Origin of the sequence: Rhodococcus sp. 05-339-2, assembly GCF_002258965.1 — a bacterium.
Taxonomy (GTDB): Bacteria; Actinomycetota; Actinomycetes; order Mycobacteriales; family Mycobacteriaceae; genus Rhodococcoides.
Genome location: NZ_NOYW01000016.1, coordinates 15,813 through 38,076, shown reverse-complemented (window position 1 = coordinate 38,076; position 22,264 = coordinate 15,813). Strand labels below are relative to the sequence as shown.

The window sequence follows — 22,264 nt, the reverse complement described above, 5'->3', positions numbered from 1 at the left end:
TTCAGATCACCTTCCTGGCGCGGAGATCGTCGAGCTGCTCCTCGGTGAGACCGAGTGTGCGGCCGAGAACATCGTCGGTGTGCTCGCCCAGATCCGGGCCCGCCCACTTGACGGCGGTGGCGGTGTCGCCGAAGCGCGGAACCACTCCGGGAAAGCGCACTTCCTCGGTGCTGCCCTGTTCCACCGAGACTTTCAGAGGCTGCACCATGCCGCGGGCGACGAAGTGCTCGTCCTCGGCGATCTGGCCTGCGTCGAATACCTCTCCGACGGGAACGCCTGCAGCACCGAGCTCGTCGACGACGACGGAGGTGGGGCGCGCCGATGTCCACGACGAGATCGCCTCGTCGAGCTCGGCCTCGCGCTGAAATCGTCTGTCGCCGTCGGCCAAGTCGGGGTCCGCGGCCAGGTCTGCTCGGCCGACCGCGGTCATGAGCCGGCCGAACACGCTGCTCGAGTTACCGGCGATCATGACGCTGCCGTCCTGGGATGGATAGATCCCGCTGGGGACCACGCCGGGAAGATTGCCCGCTGTGCGCTGGCGGACGGTGCCGTATGCGTCGAAGTCCGGGACCAGTGATTCCATGGCCATGAACACTGCTTCGTAGAGTGCGACGTCGGCGACCTTGGGACGAGAATGATCTCCGCTGCGTTCTCGAGCGAGCAGCATCACCAGAGCGCCGACAGCTCCGTGGAGTCCGGCCAGGACGTCTCCGATGGGTGCGGCCGGGCGCACCGGGTCGCGATCTGCGTGCCCGGTGACGTGGCGAAGTCCGCCGAAAGCCTCTGCGACACCTCCGAATCCCGCGCGATCGCGATGGGGGCCGGTTTGACCGTAGCCCGAGATCCGCACCAGGACGACGTCGGGATTGACTGCCTGCAGACGATCGGGCCCGAGACCCCACCGCTCGAGTGTGCCGGGTCGAAAGTTCTCGACGACGACATCGGCGGTTTCGACCAGGCGCAGCGCCAGATCGCGGCCGTCGTCGGTTCGAAGGTCGAGGGTCACAGAATGCTTGTTGCGGGCAATGGTCCGAAACATCATGGAGGTGTCTCCGCGGCTTCGACGCCAGCCGCGGAGTTCGTCTCCGACGCCGGGGCGTTCGATCTTGATGACTTCGGCACCGAAGTCGGCGAAAAGACGACTGGCGAACGGTGCGGCGATGAAGTTGCCCAGCTCGATCACACGGATTCCGTGCAATGGGCCGTTCTCGGTAGTGGCGGACACCGGTGGTCACTCCCTGCAGTTGGGTAGTAGGTCCGAGTGAAGATGATAATTATCAATATTTGATAAACACATTATCTTCTAGTAGGAATGACCATAGTGCGCTGGGTCACTGATGACAAGCACTGTGACGTGGATTCCAGAAATAGCTGTACCGATGGAAGGAAACAGGAACTCATGACCGATACGAGCTCAGGGTCGATGCTGCTCGCGCTCGAATGCGGGTCTCCGAACGTCGACGCGTCCGCGTGGGTCGCCCCCACTGCGACGCTCGTCGGACGAGTGAATCTGGGGCCGGACAGCAGTGTCTGGTATCGGGCCGTTCTCCGCGCCGACTCCGAGGAGATCACGGTCGGCAGTGGGTCCAATATTCAGGATGGCGTTGTCGCACATGTGGATCCGGGCTATCCGCTCACGATCGGTGCGAACGTGAGTGTGGGACACAATGCCGTCCTGCATGGTTGCACCGTCGGCGACGGAACACTGGTCGGCATGGCTGCCGTCATCATGAACGGCGCAGTGGTGGGAGAGAACTGCCTCGTTGCGGCGGGCGCGCTGGTGACCGAAGGCGCTCGTATTCCGCCCAGATCGTTGGTGGCGGGTGTCCCCGCCAAGGTTCGGCGGGAATTGACCGACGAGGATGTCGAGCACTGCACGGCCAACGCGCTCACCTACCGCACCTTGGCTGGAGTCCACCGTGCTGCTCGCCGCTGCTGACGGCGTCGCGGATCGGTCCGACACCTATGCTGCGTAGTCAGTGTCGGCCAGGTCGCCGGTGCAGTGCCGGAATCGGAAACGGAGGTCGACAGCAGTGACGGACGGTAGCGCCGACACCACCACCGGGGTTCTGGCTCGGGCCGCAGCGATTCTCAACGCCGTCGAGGCGTGTCCGCGGACCACCGGCGACCTCGCCAAGATGCTGGGTCTGTCTGCATCGACGGTCTATCGGCTGGTCGGCGAGATGGTGCGGTACTCGATGCTGCGCCGGGACAACGACGGTCTTGTTCATCCCGGTGATCGCTTCGGTACGTCCACTCTCGGCGGACTCGCGGTGCCGATTCTCAGGCGTCTGCGGCAGGAGACCGGCGAATCCGCGCAGCTGTGGGTACTGCGGGGATCGCATCGGTTGTGTCTGGTGTCGGAGGATTCGGAGCACGAACTCCGGGCGTCCTTGCCCGCGGGGGCGCTACTTCCGCTCGGAGCGGGGTCGGCCGGTCATGTGTTGGCAGGCGACCTCGACGCCGACGCCGAGCGTCGGGCCCGCGGGTGGTGGGAATCGGCGTCGGAGCGAACCCCGGGCCTGACCTCGGTGAGTGCACCGGTCCGCCGAGACGAGCGCATCGTCGCCGCCGTCTGTGTCGCGGGTCCGATCGAGAGGGTGGCGACGTCGGCCGGCCTGCTGTGGGGGCAGGCCGTGCGCGACGCAGCGCTGGAGATCGAGAAATCTCTGGTCGTGCGATCCGAGTGGTAGCCAGTCCTTCAGGCCGGCGTGATCCGGCCCCGGACGTCACCGAAGCCGATGCGCGAGCCGTTCGGCCCCGAGGCGCTGGCGGCAATGACGACCTCGTCGCCGTCCTCGAGGAAGGTGCGGGTCTCCGCGCCGAGTGACACCGGTTCCTTACCACCCCAGGTGAGTTCGATGAAAGCACCGCGCTGATCCTTCTCGGGTCCGGAGATGGTGCCCGAGGCGAACAGGTCACCGGTTCGGCTGGTTGCGCCGTTGACGGTCTCGTGCGCCAGCATCTGCGCCGGTGACCAGTACATCGCACTGTAGGGCGGGTGGGACACGGCATGGCCGTTCCACGAGACCGTCAGATCGATGTCCAAAGCCCACGAACGAGATTCGCGGAGGTACTCGAGCGGCTCCGGATCCTGAACCGGCGTCGAGGTTCGCGCGTGTTCGAGCGCGAGCAGGGGAACCACCCACGGTGAGATGGACGTCGCGAAACTCTTGCCGAGATTCGGCCCCAGCGGCACGTACTCCCAGGCCTGGATGTCGCGAGCCGACCAGTCATTGACGACGACGGCACCGAACACGTGCTCGGAGAACCGATCCGGCGGTATGGGTCCGTCGGACGGAACACCGACGACGAAGCCCATCTCGGCCTCGATATCCAGTCGCCGACTCGGACCGAACGTGGGCGACGCCTCGTCGGGTGCCTTGCGCTGACCGCACGGCCTCCTGACGTCGGTACCGGAGACGAACACCGTGCCGGCCCGGCCGTGATACGCAACGGGCAGGTGCTTCCAATTCGGTAGCAGCGGTTCGGCATCGGGGCGAAAGAGTCGACCGAGGTTGGACGCGTGGTGCTCGGAGGCGTAGAAGTCCACGTAGTCGGCCACCTCGAACGGCAGGTGCATCGTGACATCGGAAACGGACACGATTGCGTCCGTGGGGGTGGTGCCATTGATGAGCATGTCGGTGACGGACGTGCGCACCTCCACCCAGCGGGTGCGTCCACGGGACATGAACGCATTGAGGCTGGGCGAGGCGAAATCACGATCGTCCACAGCGACGGATAGATCGATCACGTTGTCGCCGTAGCGAACTCCCACACGTGCGTCGGTACCGGGAGTGCTGAAGATGCCATAGGGGAGGTTGTCGATTCCGAACTCGGAATCGGCGGGGATGTCGATGTGCGTCATGGACGGCGCTCCTGATGTACGGGGGTGGGGCTCACAGGGGTGGCACGAGGCCGAGGGCGACGAGATCGTCGAGGGGTTCGCGGACGCTGCAGGTACCGAAGGAGGCGAAGGCGCGTTGGCCCTCGATCCCGGCGACGAGCCCGGCGAGGGCGTCTGCATCGCGGATCGCCAGTATCTTCTCGAGCTCGCCGACTCGCGCGCCGCTGTGGGCGGCCTGCGCCGCGAGGATCACGTTGAGGAAGCCGTGTTGCTCGAACCCGTTGTCGGGATCGGTGTTACGAGCCGCATGGTGCAAGCCCGCGGTGGCTTTGAAGTGGACCTCACGCTGCGCGGCCTCGTAGATGGACGCGGCGAGCTCCTGCTCGTCCGGGTACAGGTCGGCCGTGACGCCGCCGGTTCTGAATTTGGCGCGATACCCGAACTCGTCGACGGCGTCGAAGATGGCGTCTCGTCGGGCATCTCGGGGAATCTCGACGTAGATGTCGATGTCCTGAGTGATGGTGCGCAGGGCATCGATGTCGGTGCCGTCGGGGACTGCCACTTCGATGGCCACGACGGTCACCCCGGCCGTGCGGTCGGCGGCGCGTAGGCCGGCCTCGACACTGCCTGGTCCGGCAGGTGCGGTCAACGCCACCTCCATCCGGGTACCCAGGTCGAGTTCTGTCACCCGGTCCACGGGAACGACCAGCGGTCCCACCAGGTCGGCGAAGGCGCTGGCCCGGTACTCGAGGTGTTGTGCCACAGCAACATCGAGCGGCGCATTGCCGGGAGGGAAGACAGCGGCGTCGTCGCACAGACGATGGAAGAACTTCGGGATCATCGGTTCGGTCCCCGGCCGGCCCACGTCCAGGCATAGCCGGTGTCCTCGCACGCGAGTGCACCTTCGCCGAATTCGAGCGGGCGGAACGTATCGACCATGACGGCCAGTTCGTCGAAGAACTCGGCACCGATGCTGCGTTCGTACGCACCGGGTTGCGGTCCGTGAGCGTGACCGCCCGGATGCACCGAGATCGATCCCTGCCCGATCCCCGAGCCCTTACGGGCTTCGTAGTCGCCGCCGACGTAGAACATGATCTCGTCCGAGTCGACGTTGGAGTGGTAGTACGGCACCGGAATCGCCAGCGGGTGGTAATCGACCTTGCGCGGAACGAAATTGCAGATCACGAAGTTGGCCCCCTCGAACGCCTGGTGCGCCGGTGGTGGTTGATGCACCCGTCCGGTGATCGGCTCGTAGTCGGAGATGTTGAACGTATACGGGTACAGGCACCCGTCCCACCCCACCACGTCGAACGGATGCTGCGGGTACACGTAGCGCGTTCCGACGATGCCCGTCGAACCGCGATGTTTGACAAGCACTTCCACGTCCGTTCCCTCCGCGAGCAGGGGCTCGGATGGACCGTGCAGATCGCGCTCGCAGTAGGGCGCGTTCTCGAGCAGCTGGCCGAACTTCGACAGGAAGCGCTTCGGTGGCGCGATGTGGCTGTTGGCCTCGATGGCGTACGCGCGCAGGGTGCCGTCGGGAATCCAACGGTGCGTCGTCGAGCGCGGAATGAGTACGTAGTCACCCTGCTGTGCCTGGAGGGTTCCGAATACTGTTTCCACTGCAGCAGAACCGGATTCGATGTACATCATCTCGTCACCGATCGAATTGCGATACAGCGGTGAGGTTTTCGACGCGACGACATAGGACAGTCTGACGTCGGCGTTACCGAGGACGAGTCGCCGGCCGGTGACGACGTCGGTGTCGGCGACGACGGAGTCCGTGAACAGTTCGTGCAACGTCAGGTGTCGCGGCTTCAGCGGATGGTTCGGCGTCGTCGATTGATCGGGAAGCTCCCAGACCGTGGCATCGACGATGGCCGAGGGAATGTGGCGGTGATAGAGGAGAGACGAGTCCGAGGAGAAGCCCTCTTCGCCCATCAGTTCCTCGAAGTAGAGGTTGCCCTCTGGAGTTCGATGCTGGGTGTGCCGCTTCGGCGGCACCGATCCGAGCTGCCGGTAATAGGCCACGTCGTCGCTCCTGGGTCGAGTTCACCGGATGTAGTAAATACATTAACTATTTTGACGTGATCTACGCAACCCTCAGTTCCGTCCGCGGACGTCGAACTGGCTTCGATTGGTGATCAGCTTGGTCAACAACATCACCAGAATCCGCTGCTCGGGCTCGGTGAGCGCGCTGGCCCACGCGTTCTCCCGCTCGTTCTGCTCGGCGAACGTCTCGACCATCTCTGCGTGACCACGCTCGGTGAGGGCGAGGCGAACCGAACGCCCGTCCGACTCGTCGGGGGTGCTGACGAGCAAACCGCCCGCGATCAGGGATTTGGACAGGTTCGATACGGTCGCGCGACTCATGCCAGTCAATTCGGCGGCCCGCTTCGGCTCGATCGGACCCGCCAGCCACGTCACGAACATCAGCCGGAACGACGACCACGACCAGCCTCGCGGGCGATGAACCGTCGACTCCAGGTCGTACGTGACGATGTTCGACGCCCGGTTGAGCGTCAGTAGAACCTCTGTGGCCAGCTGATGCTCGAATCCGTACTTCCGGGCCAACGTGCTGTTGGCGGTCTCGATGAACGACCAGAAATCGGGCTCGGGTGAGTCGGTCACGGATTCACTGTAACCACGAAACCATCTGATCAACACCTTTATCATTTCGCTGGGCGCGATACGTGCCTCGTCCCGCAGGAGTCATGATGGACGCATGAGCTCGAAGAACCTGTTCGGCGGCCCCCGGACTCTGCTGATCGTGGCCGCGGTGGTCGTCGTGATCGCACTCGTCGCTGCCGCTGCAACGCTGATCGTCCGTGCCGTGCTCGGGCCGCCCGAGGGCGAGAACAAGTTCGAGATTCAGGGCTACGCCGTCGTGCAGGTCGATCCCCAGGTCAGCGACCTCGCGCTCGCCACACGTTAGCCGACTCCGCGGCGACCTCAGGGTCGTGCGTCTGCTGAAAGTTCCGCCCGCCGCGGGCGAAGGTGTGCAGCGTCGCCGCCGGTACCCGATGTTCGGGAACGGGCTCGTCGGTCCATTCGCAGTCACGTACGAAGACCATGTTCGACGCCACCGCATCGGCGCTGTGGTCCTGGCGAAGCGGACCGGATATTCGGCCGAGGAAGTACTCGCCGCGCTCGGTACGCGTCCAGACCCAGGAGCCGTCCGCGACCTGCTCGAAGCGCTCGACCCGTCGTAGTGATCGTTCGTCGTCGGCCGCCATCCCGCAGAGTCCGAAGGTGAGGGCACGTTCGACACCACCGGGCATCGGTGCGCGGTAGACGGCGTCCGGCATAGGGCCGAGCGTAGCGATGCTGGCCAGAATGCACGATCGGTGCTAACTTGAAGGTTCAACTTAAGCACTTCGAAGGACCTGTCATGCCATCTGTGATAAACCCGCCGGTCGCGGGCGCTGCGTTCGACGCATTTCTCGCCGATGCCGCGCCCGCGAGCCGGTCGCAGAAACTGTGGACCCCGAACGACGGACCGATGCCCGCCCTCTACATCAGCCACGGCGCACCCCCGGTCTTCGACGACGCCCTGTGGATGGACCAGCTGTTCACCTGGTCGCAGTCGATGCCCAAGCCGAAAGCGATCCTCATCGTCAGCGCACACTGGGAAGAGGCACCGCTGAGTCTGTCCGCCTCGGGTGCCGCAACCCCATTGGTCTACGACTTCGGTGGATTCGCTCAGCGCTACTACTCGATGGAATATCGGACGCCCGACGCCGAGGCGCTGGCCGCACGCGTTGCCGCGGCCATTCCGGCGTCGGAGAACCTGCATCAGCACAACTCCCGCGGCCTCGACCACGGTGCCTGGGTACCGCTGAAAGTCATGTACCCCTACGCCGATGTTCCCGTTCTGCAGTTGAGCCTGCCGACGCACGCTCCCGATCGGCTGATGGCGATCGGCGCCGCGTTGAAGGAACTTCGCGCCGAGGGAGTCTTGGTCATCGGGTCGGGATTCATGACGCACGGGTTGCCGTTCCTGTCCCGCGAGAACTTCACCACCAATACCGTGCCGACGTGGTCCGAGGACTTCGATCTCTGGGCGGCCGACGCGTTGTCGCGTGGTGACGTCGCGACTCTGGCGGACTTCCGTAGTGCTGCGCCGGGGATGCCGTACGCCCACCCCACCGTCGAACATTTCACGCCACTGTTCGTCACTCTGGGTGCCGCCGAGAACCCGGAAGCTCCGGTGACCACCGCCATCACCGGCTTTCAATTCGGTTTGGCGAAGAGGTCCTTCGCGGTCGCGTGATGTCCTAGGAGGGGCGGGCACGGCCGGCTGGAGTTGGAATCGGTTCACTTCTGAATTCTTTTCGAACCAGGGATTGTTATCCACGCCACTTCGCTCTACAGTTCTCAGCACCATCTCGGACATCGGTGTCCAAGATGGTCGGATGCGCTGTACGAACTGACGCCGGGCGCGCGTCCTACGGAGCCCGTCCTCCGGCGCGAAGGAGTACAGCCGTGTCTTCTGCTCGATCTTGGACGCTTCGGGTCGCAATCGGCCTGGTGACCGCCGTCGCCGCCATTGCGGCGACGACCAGTCCCGCTGCCGCTGCACCCGACGTCAGCGATCCGCCCGAGGTGGTGGTTCAGCCGCCTCTGGCACCGTTCACGTGGCCGACAATCCCGGAGTTCGACACCGGCTTCTACCGTCCTCCCGCCGACGTCTTGGCCGCGGCCGAACCAGGTCAGATCATCGCCGCTCGGCCCGTCGAGCTGGCCACTCTCAATGTCATCCCCACACAGGTGGACGCCTGGCAGCTGTCGTTTCGGTCCAATAACGGACGCGACGAGCCGATAGATGCGGTCACCACGGTCATCAAGCCCCGTGGCGTGCCCGCGGCACCGCGCCCGCTGATATCCATCCAATTGGCCGAGGATTCTCTCGCCGCCTACTGCGCGCCCTCGTATGCGATGCGAGCGGGGGCAATTCCCTGGCCGGTCACGGGCGCAGTGACGTCGGGTGCCCAATTCCTCGAGGTGCAGGCAGCGTTGGCTCAGGGCTGGGCGGTATCGGTACCCGACCATCAAGGTCCGAACAACTCGTTCGCCGCGGGGCCGGTCGCCGGTCGGATCACCCTCGACGGCATCCGAGCGGCCGAGAACTTCGCGCCGATGCAGTTGTCCGGGGAGGCCACCAAGGTGGGGATGAGCGGCTACTCCGGTGGCGCGATAGCCACCGGTCATGCAGCCGAGCTGGCCGGAAGCTACGCGCCCGAGCTCGATATCGTCGGCGTCACCGAGGGCGGAACCCCGGCTGAACTCGGGGCCCTGGTCGACAACGCGAACAACGCCCTCGGCTCCGGCATCGTCGCTGCCGGCATCATCGGTGCCAGCCGCGAAGATCCCGAGTTGGCCGACTTCATCGACCGGCACATCGATCCGCTCGGCCGAACTTTGTTCGCGGCCAAGGACAATCTCTGTGTCGGCTACTCGTCGGCGCTGCTCCCGTTCGTCAACCTGAAGGGTTTCCTGCATACCGACGGCGACCCGATTCAACAACCCGTGGTGAAGAAGGCCCTGTCCGCGATGCGACTCGGTGGCACCACCCCGAACATGCCGCTCTACGTCTACCACTCGAACCCGGATTGGCTGGTGCCGATCGGGCCGGTCAACGCAATGGTCGATTCGTACTGCAGCCGTCCCGGTGCCGATGTCACCTACACCCGTGACCATTTCAGCGAGCACATCACTCTGGAGCTGATTGCCTTTCCGAGCGCGGTGTTGTGGATGCGCGACCGGTTTGCCGGTGTTCCTGTGGAACCGGGTTGCCGAACGAACGATGTCGGCTCGATGGCGCTCGACACACGTGCACACCCGCTCTTCGTCGATGCCGTCGGCGAGATAATCGCCGGACTGTTCGGCAAGCCGATCGGGGCGTGACGGGCCCGATCGGCGTCAGGGCCGCGAGACAGTCACCGGCGGTAGACTCCGCCGGTGACTGTCGCCGACGATCAGGGCCGCATCTACGCCGGACAATCGTCCGCCGCGCGCAAAGCCGATCGACGCGCACGGTTTCTGCAGGCCGGGATCGAGGTCATCGGGGTGCGCGGATACGCAGCCACTTCGGTCGCCCATATCTGCACCGCGGCCGGTTTGGCGCGCAGTCAGTTCTACAGTGAGTTCGCCAATCGTGAGGCGCTGCTCGTGGATGTCTACGACCTGATCCAAGACGACGCGCTGGCTGCAGTCGTCGCCGCACTCGACGGGCAAGTCGACCGAGACCGACGCGCGCTGGTCGTCGCCGCGATGACCGCCTTGGTCGGATCGATCGGAGGTGACCCACGGCGAGCGCGGATTTCGTATCTGGAGATGCTGGGTGTCAGCGATGCCGTCGAACAGCACCGGACGCGCCGCCGTGCACAGTGGGTGGAATTCTTCGAGAACACCCTGCGCTCGGAAGTCGGTTCCGATTTCGTTCCCCCGGGTGGATATCGTTTGGCTGCAACAGCATTCCTCGGAGCGCTCACCGAGATCGTCTCCGACTGGTCCCGTACCGCCCCGCCCCGGCCACCCATCGAGCTCATCGTCGAGACGATGGTTGCCGTGCTGGGAGCCTTCGTTCCCGACCTGAACTGAACTGCAGGGTGCCGCGCAATACAGTGGACCGATGACAGCTGCCACCGGACCACTCGCAGGACTCGTGGTTGCGGACTTCTCTCGTGTACTCGCCGGACCGTACGCGACGATGATGCTCGGCGACATGGGTGCCGAGGTGATCAAGATCGAGCGACCCGGAATCGGAGACGACACCCGATCGTGGGGTCCCCCGTACGACTCTGCCGGTACCGCAACCTATTTCAACTCGGTCAATCGAAACAAGACGTCGAGGTTCGTCGACCTGCAGTCCGAGACCGGCGTAGCCGAGGCACGCGAGATCGTCGCCGGCGCGGACATCGTGATCGAGAACTTTCGCGCCGGTGCGATGGACCGACTCGGACTGGGCTATTCGACGCTCTCGCAGCGCAATCCCGGTTTGATCTACTGCTCGATCACCGGTTTCGGCACCGGCGGGGGAGCAGCGCTGCCGGGCTACGATCTGGTGGTTCAGGCGGTCGGCGGGCTGATGAGCGTCACCGGCCCGGACGCCGAGGCACCGACCAAGGTGGGTGTGGCGATGGTCGACATAGTCACGGGACTCCATGCGCTCAGCGGAATCCTTGCGGCGCTGCATCATCGATCGAACACCGGTGCCGGCCAGCAGGTGCACACCTCACTGATGGCGTCGGTGCTGTCCGCATTGAGCAACCAGTCGTCGGCCTATCTGGGGGCCGGTGTCGTGCCCGTGCCGATGGGCAACAAGCACCCCTCACTGGTGCCGTACGAGGTGTTCGAGACCGCCGATCGACCCCTCGCACTTGCCGTGGGCAACGACCGGCAATTCGCTGCCCTGGTCGAGGTTCTCGGATCGCCTGCACTGGCCGCGGACGAGCGCTTCTCGTCCAATTCCGCTCGCGTGAAACATCGAGACGAGCTGGTCGACGTTCTGACCTCGGCGTTGAGCGCCCGCACCGCGGACGACTGGTATCGAGAACTGATGGCCCGCAACGTTCCCGCGGGACCGGTCAATTCTCTCGAGGAGGCGTTCGCGTTCGCGGAATCACTCGGTCTCGAACCGCGCGTGCAAGTTCCGGGTTCAGTGGCCGACGGCGTCCGCAACCCACTGGACTTCTCGGCAACACCGGTGAACTATCGCCTGCCACCGCCCGCCGAGATCTAGTTCAACGCCCACTTCACCGACACGGACACACTGACCGTCTGCTGGCCAGGTTCGATGGGCACCGCCGTGTCGAACGAACTGGCGGAGTCGCCGAACGTCCTCGGCTGCTCCTGGCCGGTGATCGACTCGGTGATCGACAGGACGTCACCGAGTTCGCCGCCTGCGAGCGTCGCGTACTGCTCGGCGCGATCGCGGGCATCGGCGAACGCCCTGGACCGGGCATCGGTGATCAGCTCGGAATCGTCGTCGATCTTGAACGAGACCCCGGAGATTCGGGTCGCGTTGCCACCGGCCGATGTGGCGTCGCCCAACACTTCGGACGCCTTCGACAGGTCGCGAACCGTCACCTGCAAGGTGTTGGTGGCCTGATATCCGGAGATGGCCGAGGTACCGCCCGGCAGGGCACCGGAATACTGCGGATCGATCGAGACCTGCTGAGTCTGGATGTCCTCGCGAGCGACGCCGGCCGCGATGACCGCGTCCGTCACTTCGGTCACCGCAGCGTTCGCCTGTTCGATCGCAGCGGTGACGTCCTCGGCCGTGGCCTGGACGCCGATCTGGGTTGTCAACGTATCCGGTGCGCCCTGGACTTCTCCGACGCCGTTGACGTTCACCCCGGGAGGTCCATCGGGGGACGTGGTCGCTGGACTGCTGCAGCCCGCAGTCAGGGCTACGGCCAGCACCAGGGCCGATGCGCAGGATCCGACCAACCATCTGTTTCGACTCACCGCCGTAGTGTCCACCATTGCAGGTGAATTGGAAAGGCTCAGGGCTTGCGATACTCGGCGTCGAACGTCACGGTGACCTCGTCGACCACCTTCATGGCTCCGAACATCTGCGAATACGGAGTGATCCTGTAATCCGACTGACGCACAGTGGTTTCGGACCCGACACGCCACCGATCGCCGAGGTCCGTGACGTCCACATCCACGGTGATCTCCCTCGACACACCGTGGATCTCGGCCGTGCCCGCCAGCCTGAATCCGGAGTCGACGGCCGTGATCTCGGTGGAGTGAAAACGAATCGACGGATATCGGTCGGCGTCGAAACTGTTGAGCGCGTTGGCTTTCGCGACGATCTTCTCCGGTCCGATCAACGGTGTCAGTCCACCCTCGCCGTGGACCACGTCGAGTGAACTCACCTCGGCGGTCAAGGTGACAGCGGTAGGTGCGTCCCCGGCCCACTCGACTGTCGCAGCCCAGGAGGTCATCGCGATCGTGAGGCGATGCCCCATCTTGGATGCCCTTCCTGTGACATCCGTGCGAACAGCCAACTGCCCGCCGTCGGATGCGTCGAGCGTCCAGGTCTCGGTACTCATCCCCCGACTGTATCCGTCCCGCAGAACCGACGACGGGACTCGGGCGCAGGTGGTTAGGGTGGAGGTATGTTCTCCAATTCCCCTCGAACATTCGTCGCCGACGCCCTCCGCGGCTTCGTCGCCGCCACCGACGACGTCGCCTGGCATGCCGACCCCGGCTACCTGACGCGTCGCTATCGCATCTCCGACGGCCAGGTCGCGCTGCTGTCCGGTGGGGGATCGGGCCATGAGCCGCTGCATGCAGGCTTCATCGGCCGCGGCATGCTCACCGGCGCGTGCCCGGGCCTGGTGTTCACCTCACCCAACGCCCTCCAGGTGCACGAGGCATCCAAGGCCGTGGACTCGGGCGGCGGCGTGGTCCACATCGTGAAGAACTACACCGGCGACGTGATGAACTTCAAGATCGCCCGAGAGTTGTTGCAGGAGGACGGCATTGTCGCCGACGTCGTTCTCGTCGACGACGATGTGGCCAGTGAGAGCGAGGACGGCCCTGGCCGCCGCGGCACCGCAGCGACCATCGTCGTCGAAAAGGTATGCGGCGCAGCGGCCGAACGCGGAGACAGCCTGCAGGCGGTGGTCGCGCTTGGGCGTCGAACCGCGGAGAACGCACGCAGCATGGCCGTCGCGATGAATCCGCCCACATTGCCGGGAGCGGACGAACCGTCGTTCGACCTCCCGTCGGAGGAAATCGAACTCGGCATCGGCATCCACGGAGAACGCGGCACCGACCGGGTGCCGCGCCTGCCGGCCCAGGAGATCGTCGCGAAACTGACAGATCCCATCGTGGACTCGCTCGGGGTGAACTCGGGCGAATCGGTGATCGCGGTGGTCAACGGGCTCGGAGCAACGCATCCGCTGGAGCTGCATCTGCTGTTCGGTGAACTCTCGGAGTACCTGCACGGCAAAGGGATCGAGATCTCCCGCTCGCTCGTCGGCAGCTTCGTCACCGCGCTCAACATGGGTGGAGCCTCGATCACCCTCGTGCGCGCCGATGACGAGATGCTCGAGCTCTGGGACGCCCCCACCGACGCACCCGGTTGGCCCAACGCCCACAGCCGCGGCGTGAAGTCGGTGGGCGAACGTGGAGGCTTCGGGCCCTCGTTCGAGCCCTCCGATACCGGAGAGGTTTCGGCGTTCGCCTCGACGTGGATCGGGACTTGGGCGCAGCGGGTGCTCGACGAAGAACCGGCCCTGACCGAGCTGGACCGTAAAGCAGGCGACGGCGACTTCGGAACCAACATGGTGGCCGCCCTCGAACAGCTCGATCTGGATGCCGTCAAGGACACCTATTCGGCAGCAACGGTATTCGAAGCCGTCAGTGAGGCCTACCTGGGCCACGCGGGCGGTACCTCGGGCGCGCTGTTCGGGATCTGGTTCCGCCAGTTCTACCGGACGATGCTCGAATCCGAGCCAGGTACTGCTGCCATCGCGGCCGCGGCCCGGGCAGGCCTGGACAGCATCACCGAACTCGGTGGCGCACGGGTAGGCGACAAGACGATGGTCGACGCCATCGCCCCTGCCGTCGATGCACTCGAGAAGGACGGCGGCACCCTGCAGCAGGCCGCGGACGCCGCGAAAACCGGAGCCGAATCGACCGAGGACATGACCGCCAACCGCGGCCGCGCCAGCTACGTCGGCGAGGCCGCGCGAGGCGTCGTCGACCCCGGTGCGCTGGTCATGGCCTGGTTCTTCGAGGCAGCTGCTAGCTCAGCGAACTGAGAAAGACCTCCGCGATCGCTTCGAGGCCGGCCTGATCGTCGGCGTCGAAGCGGTCGGGAACCGGGCTGTCCAGATCGAACACACCGATCAGGGTCTCGCCCTGGTACAGCGGTACGACGACCTCGGAGCGTGTATTGGCATCGCACGCGATGTGACCGGGGAAAGCGTGGACGTCGGCGACGCGCTGCGTCTCGCGGGTGGTCGCTGCTGCTCCGCAGACACCCTTGTCCAGGGCGATGCGCACGCAGGCGGGCTGGCCCTGAAACGGCCCGACCACCAGTTCGGTGCCGTCGAACAGGTAGAAGCCGACCCAATTGACCTCGGGCAGACCGTGATACACCAGCGCAGACAGGTTGGCGGCGTTGGCGACGAGGTTCGATTCCTCGAACACCAGGCCACGGGCCTGCTCGGTGAGCTGCTGATACTGCTCGACCTTGGATCCGTTCAGTTCGGTCGCGGTGAAAGACATGCGCCGAGTTTAAGCGCACACCCCAGCACCACCAGATACGCCGACATGCCGCCTACCTGTATCCGTTGCGCGATGCCGAGACCGTACTCACCGGGCAGATTGTCGGCGATCAGCAGCCACGCGGTAGCCAGTGTCGTCACGATCAGGACGGCCAGGCCCAGCGTGCGCAGCAGCGGGTAGAGCCGGTAGCGAAATGCGGCCACCGTGAACGCGATCATGACGGTGAAGATCGCGAACACCGCGATGGTGCTGGTCAGCGCATGCAGGTGATGGAGTTGCGGGAACAATCCGCTCGGCTCGATCGGACAGCTCGGATCGTCGGCCGCCACACACTCGAGGGGGAGTTTCGCGTCGGCGATGGTCGCAATGCCGAAGATGCCCGACGCCACCCAGCCGGTGACGACGAGCCGTCGTCGCGGGGTTGCCAGGAAGCCCAGAATCGCCGCGAGAATCATCAACGAACCCGTGACGACGTCTGCGGTGGAGAAGAATTCGCGGTACGGCTGATCGCGGGCGTCGAGTTCGCTGAGGAACGATGTGGTCGGGTCGAGACCGGTATCGAGGAAGAATTCGGCCACCCAGGCCGAGTACAGCAGGCCGGCGAGGATCAAGCAGATCGCCACTACGACGCGGCGGATATCCACGCCTTCGGTTCTCGAACGCACCGACCAAGGCTAGCCAGTGAGTACCTCGGCGGTTGCCACCGCCAGTGCGACGGCGGACTCGCAGCCGTCGGTCAGGACGGACAGTGTGGGAACCGTGCGGGCATAGCGCGCGGCAGCGTCGTCTTTCTCGGGCATGCCGAGCACGGGGTTGCCCAGCACGATGTCCGCGAAGCACGACGAATCCGAGGCGCGTGTCTCGACGGTGTAGCCGCCCTGCTGGACGGGCTCGCTGTCGGTCGAACGCAGATCCGAGTCGACGTACGTGAGCGTGACGTCGAGCATCGCCAGTGTGTCCTCGAACGTCGACGACGACGCCGTGAAGTGGCAACGGTACGGATCGGACGCGGGGTTCCAGCGGGCCACCGTCCAGGTTGCGGGCAGGTGTTCGAGGACGGCGCACGGGTCCTTCGTGGCCAGCGGAAGGTTGTACCTCGAGTCGGCCCGCAGTGGTGGATCGTCCAACAGGCTCAGTGCGGTCTCGGCGAAGGTTGTCGCCGCTGCACACGCGTCGGCGACGGCCCGATCGACGTCGATCGTGGCAAAGCTACGACCGGATTCGGTGAGGAAGCCGTCCATGGCCCCGGTGGCGGCTCCGTCGAACTCGTCGCGCAGGAAAGCTGACGCGGCACTGCCCTTGCGACAGGTCGTGGAGATACGCCTGTTCGCCGCCGATCGTGATTTGCTCGGTGTCCGGGTCGTCCGGCGTCGGCTGATATCCGTTCAGATCGATCGAGACGGAGTCGGTGGCGCTCGAGTTCGCCGGGTTCAGACTGGCCGAGCACGTGCTCAATTCGCCGTCGGGGCGCAGTTGCACCACCGTGCCGAGCTCAGCGAGGTCGTCCTCGGTGAGAAAACCGCAGGGGTCGAGGCTGCGCACGAACGCCGCCGAGTCCGCGAGGTACCGGTTCGCCTCGGACAGTACGAATCCGTACCGGTTCTGCGGCGCACTGCTGACGGGGGAGGCGCTGCCGAGCAAGACCACCGCGCACCCGCTCGTCGATACGGCCATCGCCAGCGCTGTTGCCGCAAGCCACCAATTTCTACGCACCGTTTCCCCCGAAACTCGAATCAACCGATCATGGGGTTGGACGCGCGGGGGCTGGAGATGGTTTCAGTCTCCGGACAGGTTGTTTCAGTCTCCGGAAAGTTCGTCGACCACTCGATCGGCGGCCTCGGCGGGGTCCTCGTGTTCCCAGATTCGTACGACGCGCCAGCCCTCCGCGAGGAGCTTGTCGTCGGTGTCGCGATCGCGCGTGACGTTGGCCGCCAGTTTGTCGGCCCACCACTGCGCGTTGTTGCGGGGCTTGGTGGCGTGAATCGGGCAGCTGTGCCAGAAGCAGCCGTCGACGTAGACCGCGACCTTGCGCCTGGGAAAGACCAGATCTGCTCGACGCCTCATGCCCTTCAACGGAGCTCGATCGACGAAGTAGCGCAGACCTCGACGGTGCAGTGCCTGCCGTAGCGCCACCTCGGGCTTGGTGTCGCGTCGTTTCTGCTTGCTCAGTCGCGCGCTGGTCTTGGCGTCGGTGGCGGGCCGGTCTGCGCTCACGCCGACACCCTCTCGGCGTACCCGCCCATGCGTTCGAGATGGGCGTCGAGGTCGTCGAGAAAGCCGTCGACGAAACGGAGATTGCCGGCTCTGGCGCGCTTGAGGAACCCGGCGGTCGCTCGCGCCGAGAGCAGCTTCGCGTCGTCCAGGAAATCGATCAGGTCCTCGTACGGCTCGTGCACCGGCATGGTCGTCACCGCGACCCGATAGCTGGTGCGGTCGCGTCCCCAGGCTGCGGTCGGCCAGGCCTGACCAGGCAGCAGAGCCGTATCGTTCGAGGCGTCGTACGGCTGGGGATCGTCGAGTGCGCTCGCCGCCCAGGACGCCATGCGCACACTGACGGCGTTGCCGACGAGCTTCCAGCGATGTCCGCTGCGGACGCCGGGCTGCTGGACGGCGGGCAGCGTCCACTCCGGATCGAATCCCTGCAGACGTTCGGCACCGATGATTCCGGGAGTGACGATCTCCCCGGACGGCAACCGAACGGCCGGCGGACTGGCTATGCCGAGCGAGGATCCGCCCTTGAGCGTCGGGACCGCATTGACGGCCCAGCCCAGCCCGCGAATGCCTTCGGTCCAGTAGAAGCCGCACGGCTGCGTGGCCGGGTCGCCGTCGGGCAGCGGTCCTGCATCCTGCGAGAACAGCACCTCGCGTGGATCGTCGGTACGCGAGGCCAGCATCACCACCCGCTGCCGACGCTGCGGCAACCCGAACGCGCGGGCGTCGACGACGCGGTATGCCCACATGTAACCGAGGTCCTCCAGCGCGTCGGTGATGTGTCGCATGGCCGCCCCACGGCCGAGCTGGAGCATGAACGGCACGTTCTCCATCAGCAGCCATCGCGGGCCGCGTCGACGCGAGACCAGCCGAAACACCTCGTCGACCAGGCCCGATCTGGCACCGGTGATGCCTGCGGTGCGTCCGGCCTGCGAGAGGTCCTGACACGGGAAGCCGGCCGCGACGAGTTCGGTGTCGGCGGGCAGGCTTCGAAGAGTGGTGACGTCGGTGTGCAGGGGCACCTCGGGCATGCGCGCTTTCAGGACGGCCCCGGCTCCGGGATCGATCTCGCACAGCAACTGCGTCGTCCACCCTGCGTCGGCCAACCCCAGCTCGAGCCCGCCGATCCCCGCGAACAACCCGACCATCGACCGTGCGCTCACGTATGCCCTTCCCTTGCCCGACGGCCCTACGTTACTCGAGAGTCGGTTCGCTTGACCTCGACCGAGCTCGAGGTTTCACACTGGAATGCGAGGGCCGAAAAATCGGTTGGAAACTGAGCCTGTGCAATGAAAGCATTCGAGCACAGCAATAAGGAGAAGAACTGTGTCTACGGGTGTGCTCGATCCCGAAACCCGAACCCTCGATCAGCCATACCCGGACACCGCGAAGCCGCCCAGCTCGCTGCGCCGTTTCGCGCCGTTTCTGCTGCCGTACAAGTGGTTCTACATCGCCTCGATCGTGGTCTCGCTGATCGCCACCATGACCGGTCTGGTGATCCCGCTGGTGATGCAACGCGTCATCGACGGGCCCATCACCGATCGCAATTTCTCGGCCGTCTGGTGGCCCGCGGCATTCGTCCTGTTGCTCGGCACCATCGATGCACTCGGCATCTGGGTTCGCCGCTACCTGGTCTCCCGCCCGTCGAGTCAGTTCGAGATCTCAGCGCGCGCAACAGTATTCGACAAACTCCAGCGACTGTCGGTCGCGGCTCACGAGAGCTGGGAATCGGGTCAGCTGCTTTCTCGTGCCATCGCAGACCTCGGTTCGCTGCGGCGGTTCATGGCCTTCATCGGCCCGTTCATCATCATCAACGCCGTTACACTGGTCGCAGGCATCGGCGTACTGCTGGTGCAGTCCTGGCAATTGGGGCTGATCATGCTGGCGACGTCGGTACCGCTGGTGATCGCCTGCACCAAGTTCGAGACGCTCTATCGCGTCGTGGCCCGCGACGCTCAGGATCAGGCCGGCGACGTCACGACGACGGTCGAAGAGTCCATCCAGGGTATTCGTGTCCTCAAGGCGTTCGGTCGAAGTGCGCACTTGGGCAAGCAGTTTCTGCGTCAGGCCCGCACATTGCGGGGCACCGAGCTGAAGAAGGTGCGCTACCTGGCGATCATCTGGGCGGTGATCGTCGGGCTGCAGCCGATCACCATCGGCGCGATCCTCGCCGTAGGCACGTACTCCATCGTCCAGGGCACCATGACGGTCGGCACCCTCGTCGCGGCCATCGCCATCGTCACCTTCCTGCTGTGGCCCATCGAATCCTTCGGGTATCTCCTGGCCGAGCTGAACAACGCCCGCACGGCAGCCGATCGGTATTGGGAGATCATGGATACTCCCGAAACCGTGACCGATCCGGACAATCCCGTCGAACTGCCCGAAAACATCCGTGGCCGAGTGCAATTCGATCGCGTCGGATTCACCTTCCCCGACGCGTCGGCACCGCTTCTCGAGGACGTCAGCTTCGTCGTCGAGCCGGGGGAGACCGTCGCGCTGGTCGGCAACACCGGTAGCGGAAAGACCGCGCTGACGAACCTCGTACCCCGGCTGTTCGACGCCACCGAGGGCTCCATCACCATCGACGGAATCGACGTGGCCTCGATGCGGTTGGCCGATCTGCGGTCGATCGTCACGGTGGCGTTCGAGGATCCGGTGCTGTTCTCGGCCAGTGCGCGCGAGAACATCGCGCTCGGTTCGCCCGGAGCCTCCGATGCCGAGGTCGCCGAGGCGTTGGAGATCGCGCACGCAACGGATTTCGTCGAGCAGTTGCCGTGGGGCCTGGCCACTCGTATCGGTGAGCAGGGAATGAGCCTGTCCGGTGGGCAGCGGCAGCGGCTCGCACTGGCGCGGGCGGTGCTGGGCAAGCCCCGGGTACTGGTGCTCGACGACCCGCTGTCCGCGCTCGACGTGGACACCGAAGCCAAAGTGCAGAAGGAATTACGACGCGTGTTGGCGCACTCGACGACACTGCTGGTGGCGCACCGGCCGTCGACCGCTGCCTTGGCCGACCGCGTGCTGTATCTCGAGAACGGACGAATTGTGGAGCAGGGAACACACGAGGGACTGCTGGCGTCGTCGCCGCGGTACCGCGAAGTGATGGGGTCGATTCATGGCTGAGCAAACCGCAGCCGCGGATTGGCGCGGCGTCGGCGGCGAGGAATCGGAGGTCGACGCAACCGGAAATCTGGTGTTGGCCGGGCGTTCTCGCCGGTTGCTCGCCTCGTTGGTGCGGCCGTACAAGAAGCAGGCCCTGCTGTCGTTCCTGATCATTCTGGTCGACAACATCACTTACGTTGCCGGTCCGCTGTTCATCGCCTATGCGCTGGACAACGGTGTCGGCGCTGCAGCACAGGGTGATTGGGCTCCGTTGCTGTGGGCGATCGGCGGCTACACCGGCTTCGGTCTGCTCGGGATGCTCACCACCTACGCCTTCCTCACCGTCTCCGGTCGACTGAGTCAGAACATCCTGTACGACCTGCGCGGTCGGGTGTTCGACCATGCCCAGAAGCTGAGCCTGTCGTTCCACGAGAAATACACCTCGGGACGGTTGATCTCGCGTCTGACCAGCGATGTCGAATCTCTGCAGACGCTGCTCGAAAGTGCGCTCAACGATGCTCTGACGGCCATCCTGTCGATGGTGTCGATCGCGATCATCCTGGTGTACCTCGACGTTCCGATGGCGATGATCGTGCTGGCCGGATTCGTTCCGCTGGTCCTCGTCACCCGGTGGTCGCAGCGTCGACAACGCCAGGGATACCGTCGAACACGGGTGGCGATCGCCCGCGTCGTGGTCCACTTCGTGGAGTCGATGGGCGGTATCCGCGCGGTACAGGTGTTCCGACGCGAGGGCCGCAACGACGCGATTCTGAGCACCGAGGATTCGGAGTACCGCGACGCCACCACCGCAGCGCTGCGCGGGATGGCGAGCTACACCGGCATCGTGCGTTGGATCGGCAACGTCACGCTCGCGATCATCCTGGTGTTCGGTAGCTGGCGAGTGATCAACGGCCACATGGACATCGGTGTGCTCGCCGCCTACGTGTTGTATCTGCGCCGGTTCTACGGACCTCTCGACGAGCTGGCGATGGTCTTCAACGCCTACCAGTCCGCTGCGGCTGCACTGGAGAAGATCTCCGGGGTACTCGAAGAAGAACCGTCGGTGACAGCGCCGAAGAACCCGGTGGAGATCGGAACAGCCAAGGGCGACATCACGTTCGACGACGTGCACTTCGCCTACGGCCCCGAACGCGTCGTGCTGCCGGAATTCTCGCTGCACGTGCCCGCCGGGCAGGTGGTCGCGATGGTCGGGGCGACCGGAGCGGGCAAGTCGACACTGGCGAAGCTGTTGGCGCGCTTCTACGACCCGACGGCCGGAGCCGTCCGACTCGACGGCGTCGACATGCGGGACATCAGCGACGACGACCTGCGTCGCAACGTCGTGATGGTGACCCAGGAGTCGTTCCTGTTCTCCGGTTCGGTAGCGGACAACATCCGACTCGGACGTCCCACCGCCACCGATGCCGAGGTGCGGGCCGCGGCCGACGCCGTCGGGCTGACGGAGTTCATCGCGTCGTTGCCGGATGGAATCGACACCGACGTGCGTAAGCGCGGAGGACGATTGTCCTCGGGTCAAAGGCAATTGGTTGCTTTCGCGCGGGTGTTCCTGGCCGCGCCGTCGGTGATCGTGCTGGACGAGGCGACATCGAGTCTGGACATCCCCAGCGAGCGGCTGGTGCAGCGTGCGCTCGAGACCATCCTGCAGGGGCGAACGGCGTTGATCATCGCGCACCGCCTGTCGACGGTGGCCATCGCCGATCGCGTTCTGGTCATGTCCGATGGAGACATCGTCGAGGACGGAACTCCCGAGGATCTCATCGCGGGAGAGGGACGCTTCGCGCACCTGCACGAGGCGTGGGAGGACTCGCTGGTCTGATTTTCGTAACGCGTCGTCGG

General features: G+C 65.1%; 24 protein-coding genes. 10 read left to right on the top strand and 14 right to left on the bottom strand.

Annotation, left to right across the window (positions count from 1 at the left end; genetic code table 11):
• Position 1: 1 nt before the first annotated feature.
• Positions 2 to 1,225, bottom strand: coding sequence for a CaiB/BaiF CoA transferase family protein (locus CH273_RS13765; RefSeq protein ID WP_032395387.1), 1,224 nt, complete (start codon positions 1,223 to 1,225; stop codon positions 2 to 4).
• A gap of 174 nt (positions 1,226 to 1,399) precedes the next feature.
• Between CH273_RS13765 and CH273_RS13760 the strand changes: the two genes are divergently transcribed.
• Positions 1,400 to 1,939, top strand: a complete 540-nt coding sequence (locus tag CH273_RS13760; protein ID WP_052049504.1) for a gamma carbonic anhydrase family protein — start codon at positions 1,400 to 1,402, stop codon at positions 1,937 to 1,939.
• Positions 1,940 to 2,033: 94 nt separating this feature from the next.
• On the top strand, positions 2,034 to 2,693 hold the full coding sequence (locus CH273_RS13755; RefSeq protein ID WP_032395386.1) for an IclR family transcriptional regulator: 660 nt from the start codon (positions 2,034 to 2,036) through the stop codon (positions 2,691 to 2,693).
• An 8-nt stretch (positions 2,694 to 2,701) separates the two neighbouring features.
• On the opposite strand, the gene fahA is transcribed toward CH273_RS13755, so the two are convergent.
• From fahA to CH273_RS13735, 4 genes are all read right to left on the bottom strand, one after another.
• A complete protein-coding gene (gene fahA, locus CH273_RS13750) occupies positions 2,702 to 3,868 on the bottom strand; it encodes a fumarylacetoacetase (RefSeq protein ID WP_032395385.1) in 1,167 nt (388 codons plus the stop codon).
• 31 nt (positions 3,869 to 3,899) lie between these two features.
• On the bottom strand, positions 3,900 to 4,688 hold the full coding sequence (locus CH273_RS13745; RefSeq protein WP_179275479.1) for a hypothetical protein: 789 nt from the start codon (positions 4,686 to 4,688) through the stop codon (positions 3,900 to 3,902).
• The gene (locus tag CH273_RS13740) at positions 4,685 to 5,878 is read right to left on the bottom strand and encodes a homogentisate 1,2-dioxygenase (protein WP_032395384.1); all 1,194 of its coding nucleotides are present in this window, start codon (positions 5,876 to 5,878) and stop codon (positions 4,685 to 4,687) included. Before CH273_RS13740 ends, CH273_RS13745 begins: the two co-directional genes overlap by 4 nt.
• 72 nt (positions 5,879 to 5,950) lie before the next feature.
• A complete protein-coding gene (locus CH273_RS13735; RefSeq protein WP_082322465.1) occupies positions 5,951 to 6,523 on the bottom strand; it encodes a MarR family winged helix-turn-helix transcriptional regulator in 573 nt (190 codons plus the stop codon).
• Positions 6,524 to 6,572: 49 nt separating this feature from the next.
• Between CH273_RS13735 and CH273_RS13730 the strand changes: the two genes are divergently transcribed.
• Complete coding sequence (locus CH273_RS13730; RefSeq protein WP_032395383.1) at positions 6,573 to 6,782, top strand: hypothetical protein; 210 nt, start codon at positions 6,573 to 6,575, stop codon at positions 6,780 to 6,782.
• Here the strand turns inward: CH273_RS13730 and CH273_RS13725 are convergent.
• On the bottom strand, positions 6,754 to 7,155 hold the full coding sequence (locus tag CH273_RS13725) for a hypothetical protein (protein WP_032395382.1): 402 nt from the start codon (positions 7,153 to 7,155) through the stop codon (positions 6,754 to 6,756). The two genes, CH273_RS13730 and CH273_RS13725, sit on opposite strands and share 29 nt — an antisense overlap.
• A gap of 83 nt (positions 7,156 to 7,238) precedes the next feature.
• On the opposite strand from CH273_RS13725, the gene CH273_RS13720 reads away from it, so the two are divergent.
• From CH273_RS13720 to CH273_RS13705, 4 genes are all read left to right on the top strand, one after another.
• Positions 7,239 to 8,120, top strand: a complete 882-nt coding sequence (locus CH273_RS13720) for a dioxygenase family protein (protein ID WP_032395381.1) — start codon at positions 7,239 to 7,241, stop codon at positions 8,118 to 8,120.
• A gap of 212 nt (positions 8,121 to 8,332) precedes the next feature.
• Positions 8,333 to 9,754, top strand: coding sequence for a lipase family protein (locus CH273_RS13715; protein WP_371828368.1), 1,422 nt, complete (start codon positions 8,333 to 8,335; stop codon positions 9,752 to 9,754).
• 54 nt (positions 9,755 to 9,808) lie between these two features.
• Positions 9,809 to 10,450 (top strand): TetR/AcrR family transcriptional regulator, encoded by a 642-nt coding sequence (locus CH273_RS13710; protein ID WP_032395380.1) that lies wholly within the window; start codon positions 9,809 to 9,811, stop codon positions 10,448 to 10,450.
• 31 nt (positions 10,451 to 10,481) lie between these two features.
• The gene (locus tag CH273_RS13705) at positions 10,482 to 11,591 is read left to right on the top strand and encodes a CaiB/BaiF CoA transferase family protein (RefSeq protein WP_032395379.1); all 1,110 of its coding nucleotides are present in this window, start codon (positions 10,482 to 10,484) and stop codon (positions 11,589 to 11,591) included.
• Here CH273_RS13705 and CH273_RS13700 read toward each other — a convergent pair.
• Together CH273_RS13700 and CH273_RS13695 are read right to left on the bottom strand one after the other, a co-directional pair.
• Positions 11,588 to 12,319: an SIMPL domain-containing protein gene (locus tag CH273_RS13700; RefSeq protein ID WP_230596768.1), complete on the bottom strand. Its 732-nt coding sequence runs from the start codon at positions 12,317 to 12,319 to the stop codon at positions 11,588 to 11,590. The two genes, CH273_RS13705 and CH273_RS13700, sit on opposite strands and share 4 nt — an antisense overlap.
• A 38-nt stretch (positions 12,320 to 12,357) precedes the next feature.
• Complete coding sequence (locus CH273_RS13695; RefSeq protein WP_032395377.1) at positions 12,358 to 12,909, bottom strand: YceI family protein; 552 nt, start codon at positions 12,907 to 12,909, stop codon at positions 12,358 to 12,360.
• Between the two features lie 66 nt (positions 12,910 to 12,975).
• On the opposite strand from CH273_RS13695, the gene dhaL reads away from it, so the two are divergent.
• Positions 12,976 to 14,628 (top strand): dihydroxyacetone kinase subunit DhaL, encoded by a 1,653-nt coding sequence (gene dhaL / locus CH273_RS13690; protein ID WP_032395376.1) that lies wholly within the window; start codon positions 12,976 to 12,978, stop codon positions 14,626 to 14,628.
• On the opposite strand, the gene CH273_RS13685 is transcribed toward dhaL, so the two are convergent.
• The 6 genes from CH273_RS13685 to CH273_RS13660 form a co-directional block, all read right to left on the bottom strand.
• Positions 14,612 to 15,097: a GAF domain-containing protein gene (locus CH273_RS13685; protein ID WP_032395375.1), complete on the bottom strand. Its 486-nt coding sequence runs from the start codon at positions 15,095 to 15,097 to the stop codon at positions 14,612 to 14,614. The genes dhaL and CH273_RS13685 overlap by 17 nt on opposite strands.
• Positions 15,073 to 15,762 carry a DUF998 domain-containing protein gene (locus tag CH273_RS13680; protein WP_230596767.1) on the bottom strand — a complete coding sequence of 230 codons (690 nt, stop codon included), beginning with the start codon at positions 15,760 to 15,762 and terminating at the stop codon, positions 15,073 to 15,075. The genes CH273_RS13685 and CH273_RS13680 overlap by 25 nt, the downstream gene beginning before the upstream one ends.
• A 9-nt stretch (positions 15,763 to 15,771) precedes the next feature.
• Positions 15,772 to 16,338 (bottom strand): hypothetical protein, encoded by a 567-nt coding sequence (locus CH273_RS13675; RefSeq protein ID WP_032395373.1) that lies wholly within the window; start codon positions 16,336 to 16,338, stop codon positions 15,772 to 15,774.
• Entirely contained in the window at positions 16,307 to 16,810 is a 504-nt protein-coding gene (locus CH273_RS13670) for a hypothetical protein (RefSeq protein ID WP_143546229.1), read from the bottom strand. The genes CH273_RS13675 and CH273_RS13670 overlap by 32 nt, the downstream gene beginning before the upstream one ends.
• Positions 16,811 to 16,894: 84 nt before the next feature.
• A complete protein-coding gene (locus CH273_RS13665; protein WP_032395371.1) occupies positions 16,895 to 17,311 on the bottom strand; it encodes a very short patch repair endonuclease in 417 nt (138 codons plus the stop codon).
• The gene (locus CH273_RS13660) at positions 17,308 to 18,456 is read right to left on the bottom strand and encodes a DNA cytosine methyltransferase (RefSeq protein WP_052049554.1); all 1,149 of its coding nucleotides are present in this window, start codon (positions 18,454 to 18,456) and stop codon (positions 17,308 to 17,310) included. Before CH273_RS13660 ends, CH273_RS13665 begins: the two co-directional genes overlap by 4 nt.
• 178 nt (positions 18,457 to 18,634) lie before the next feature.
• Here CH273_RS13660 and CH273_RS13655 point away from each other — a divergent pair, with 178 nt between their 5' ends.
• Positions 18,635 to 20,428: an ABC transporter ATP-binding protein gene (locus CH273_RS13655; RefSeq protein ID WP_032395369.1), complete on the top strand. Its 1,794-nt coding sequence runs from the start codon at positions 18,635 to 18,637 to the stop codon at positions 20,426 to 20,428.
• Entirely contained in the window at positions 20,421 to 22,244 is a 1,824-nt protein-coding gene (locus CH273_RS13650; protein WP_032395368.1) for an ABC transporter ATP-binding protein, read from the top strand. The genes CH273_RS13655 and CH273_RS13650 overlap by 8 nt, the downstream gene beginning before the upstream one ends.
• Positions 22,245 to 22,264 lie beyond the last annotated feature (20 nt).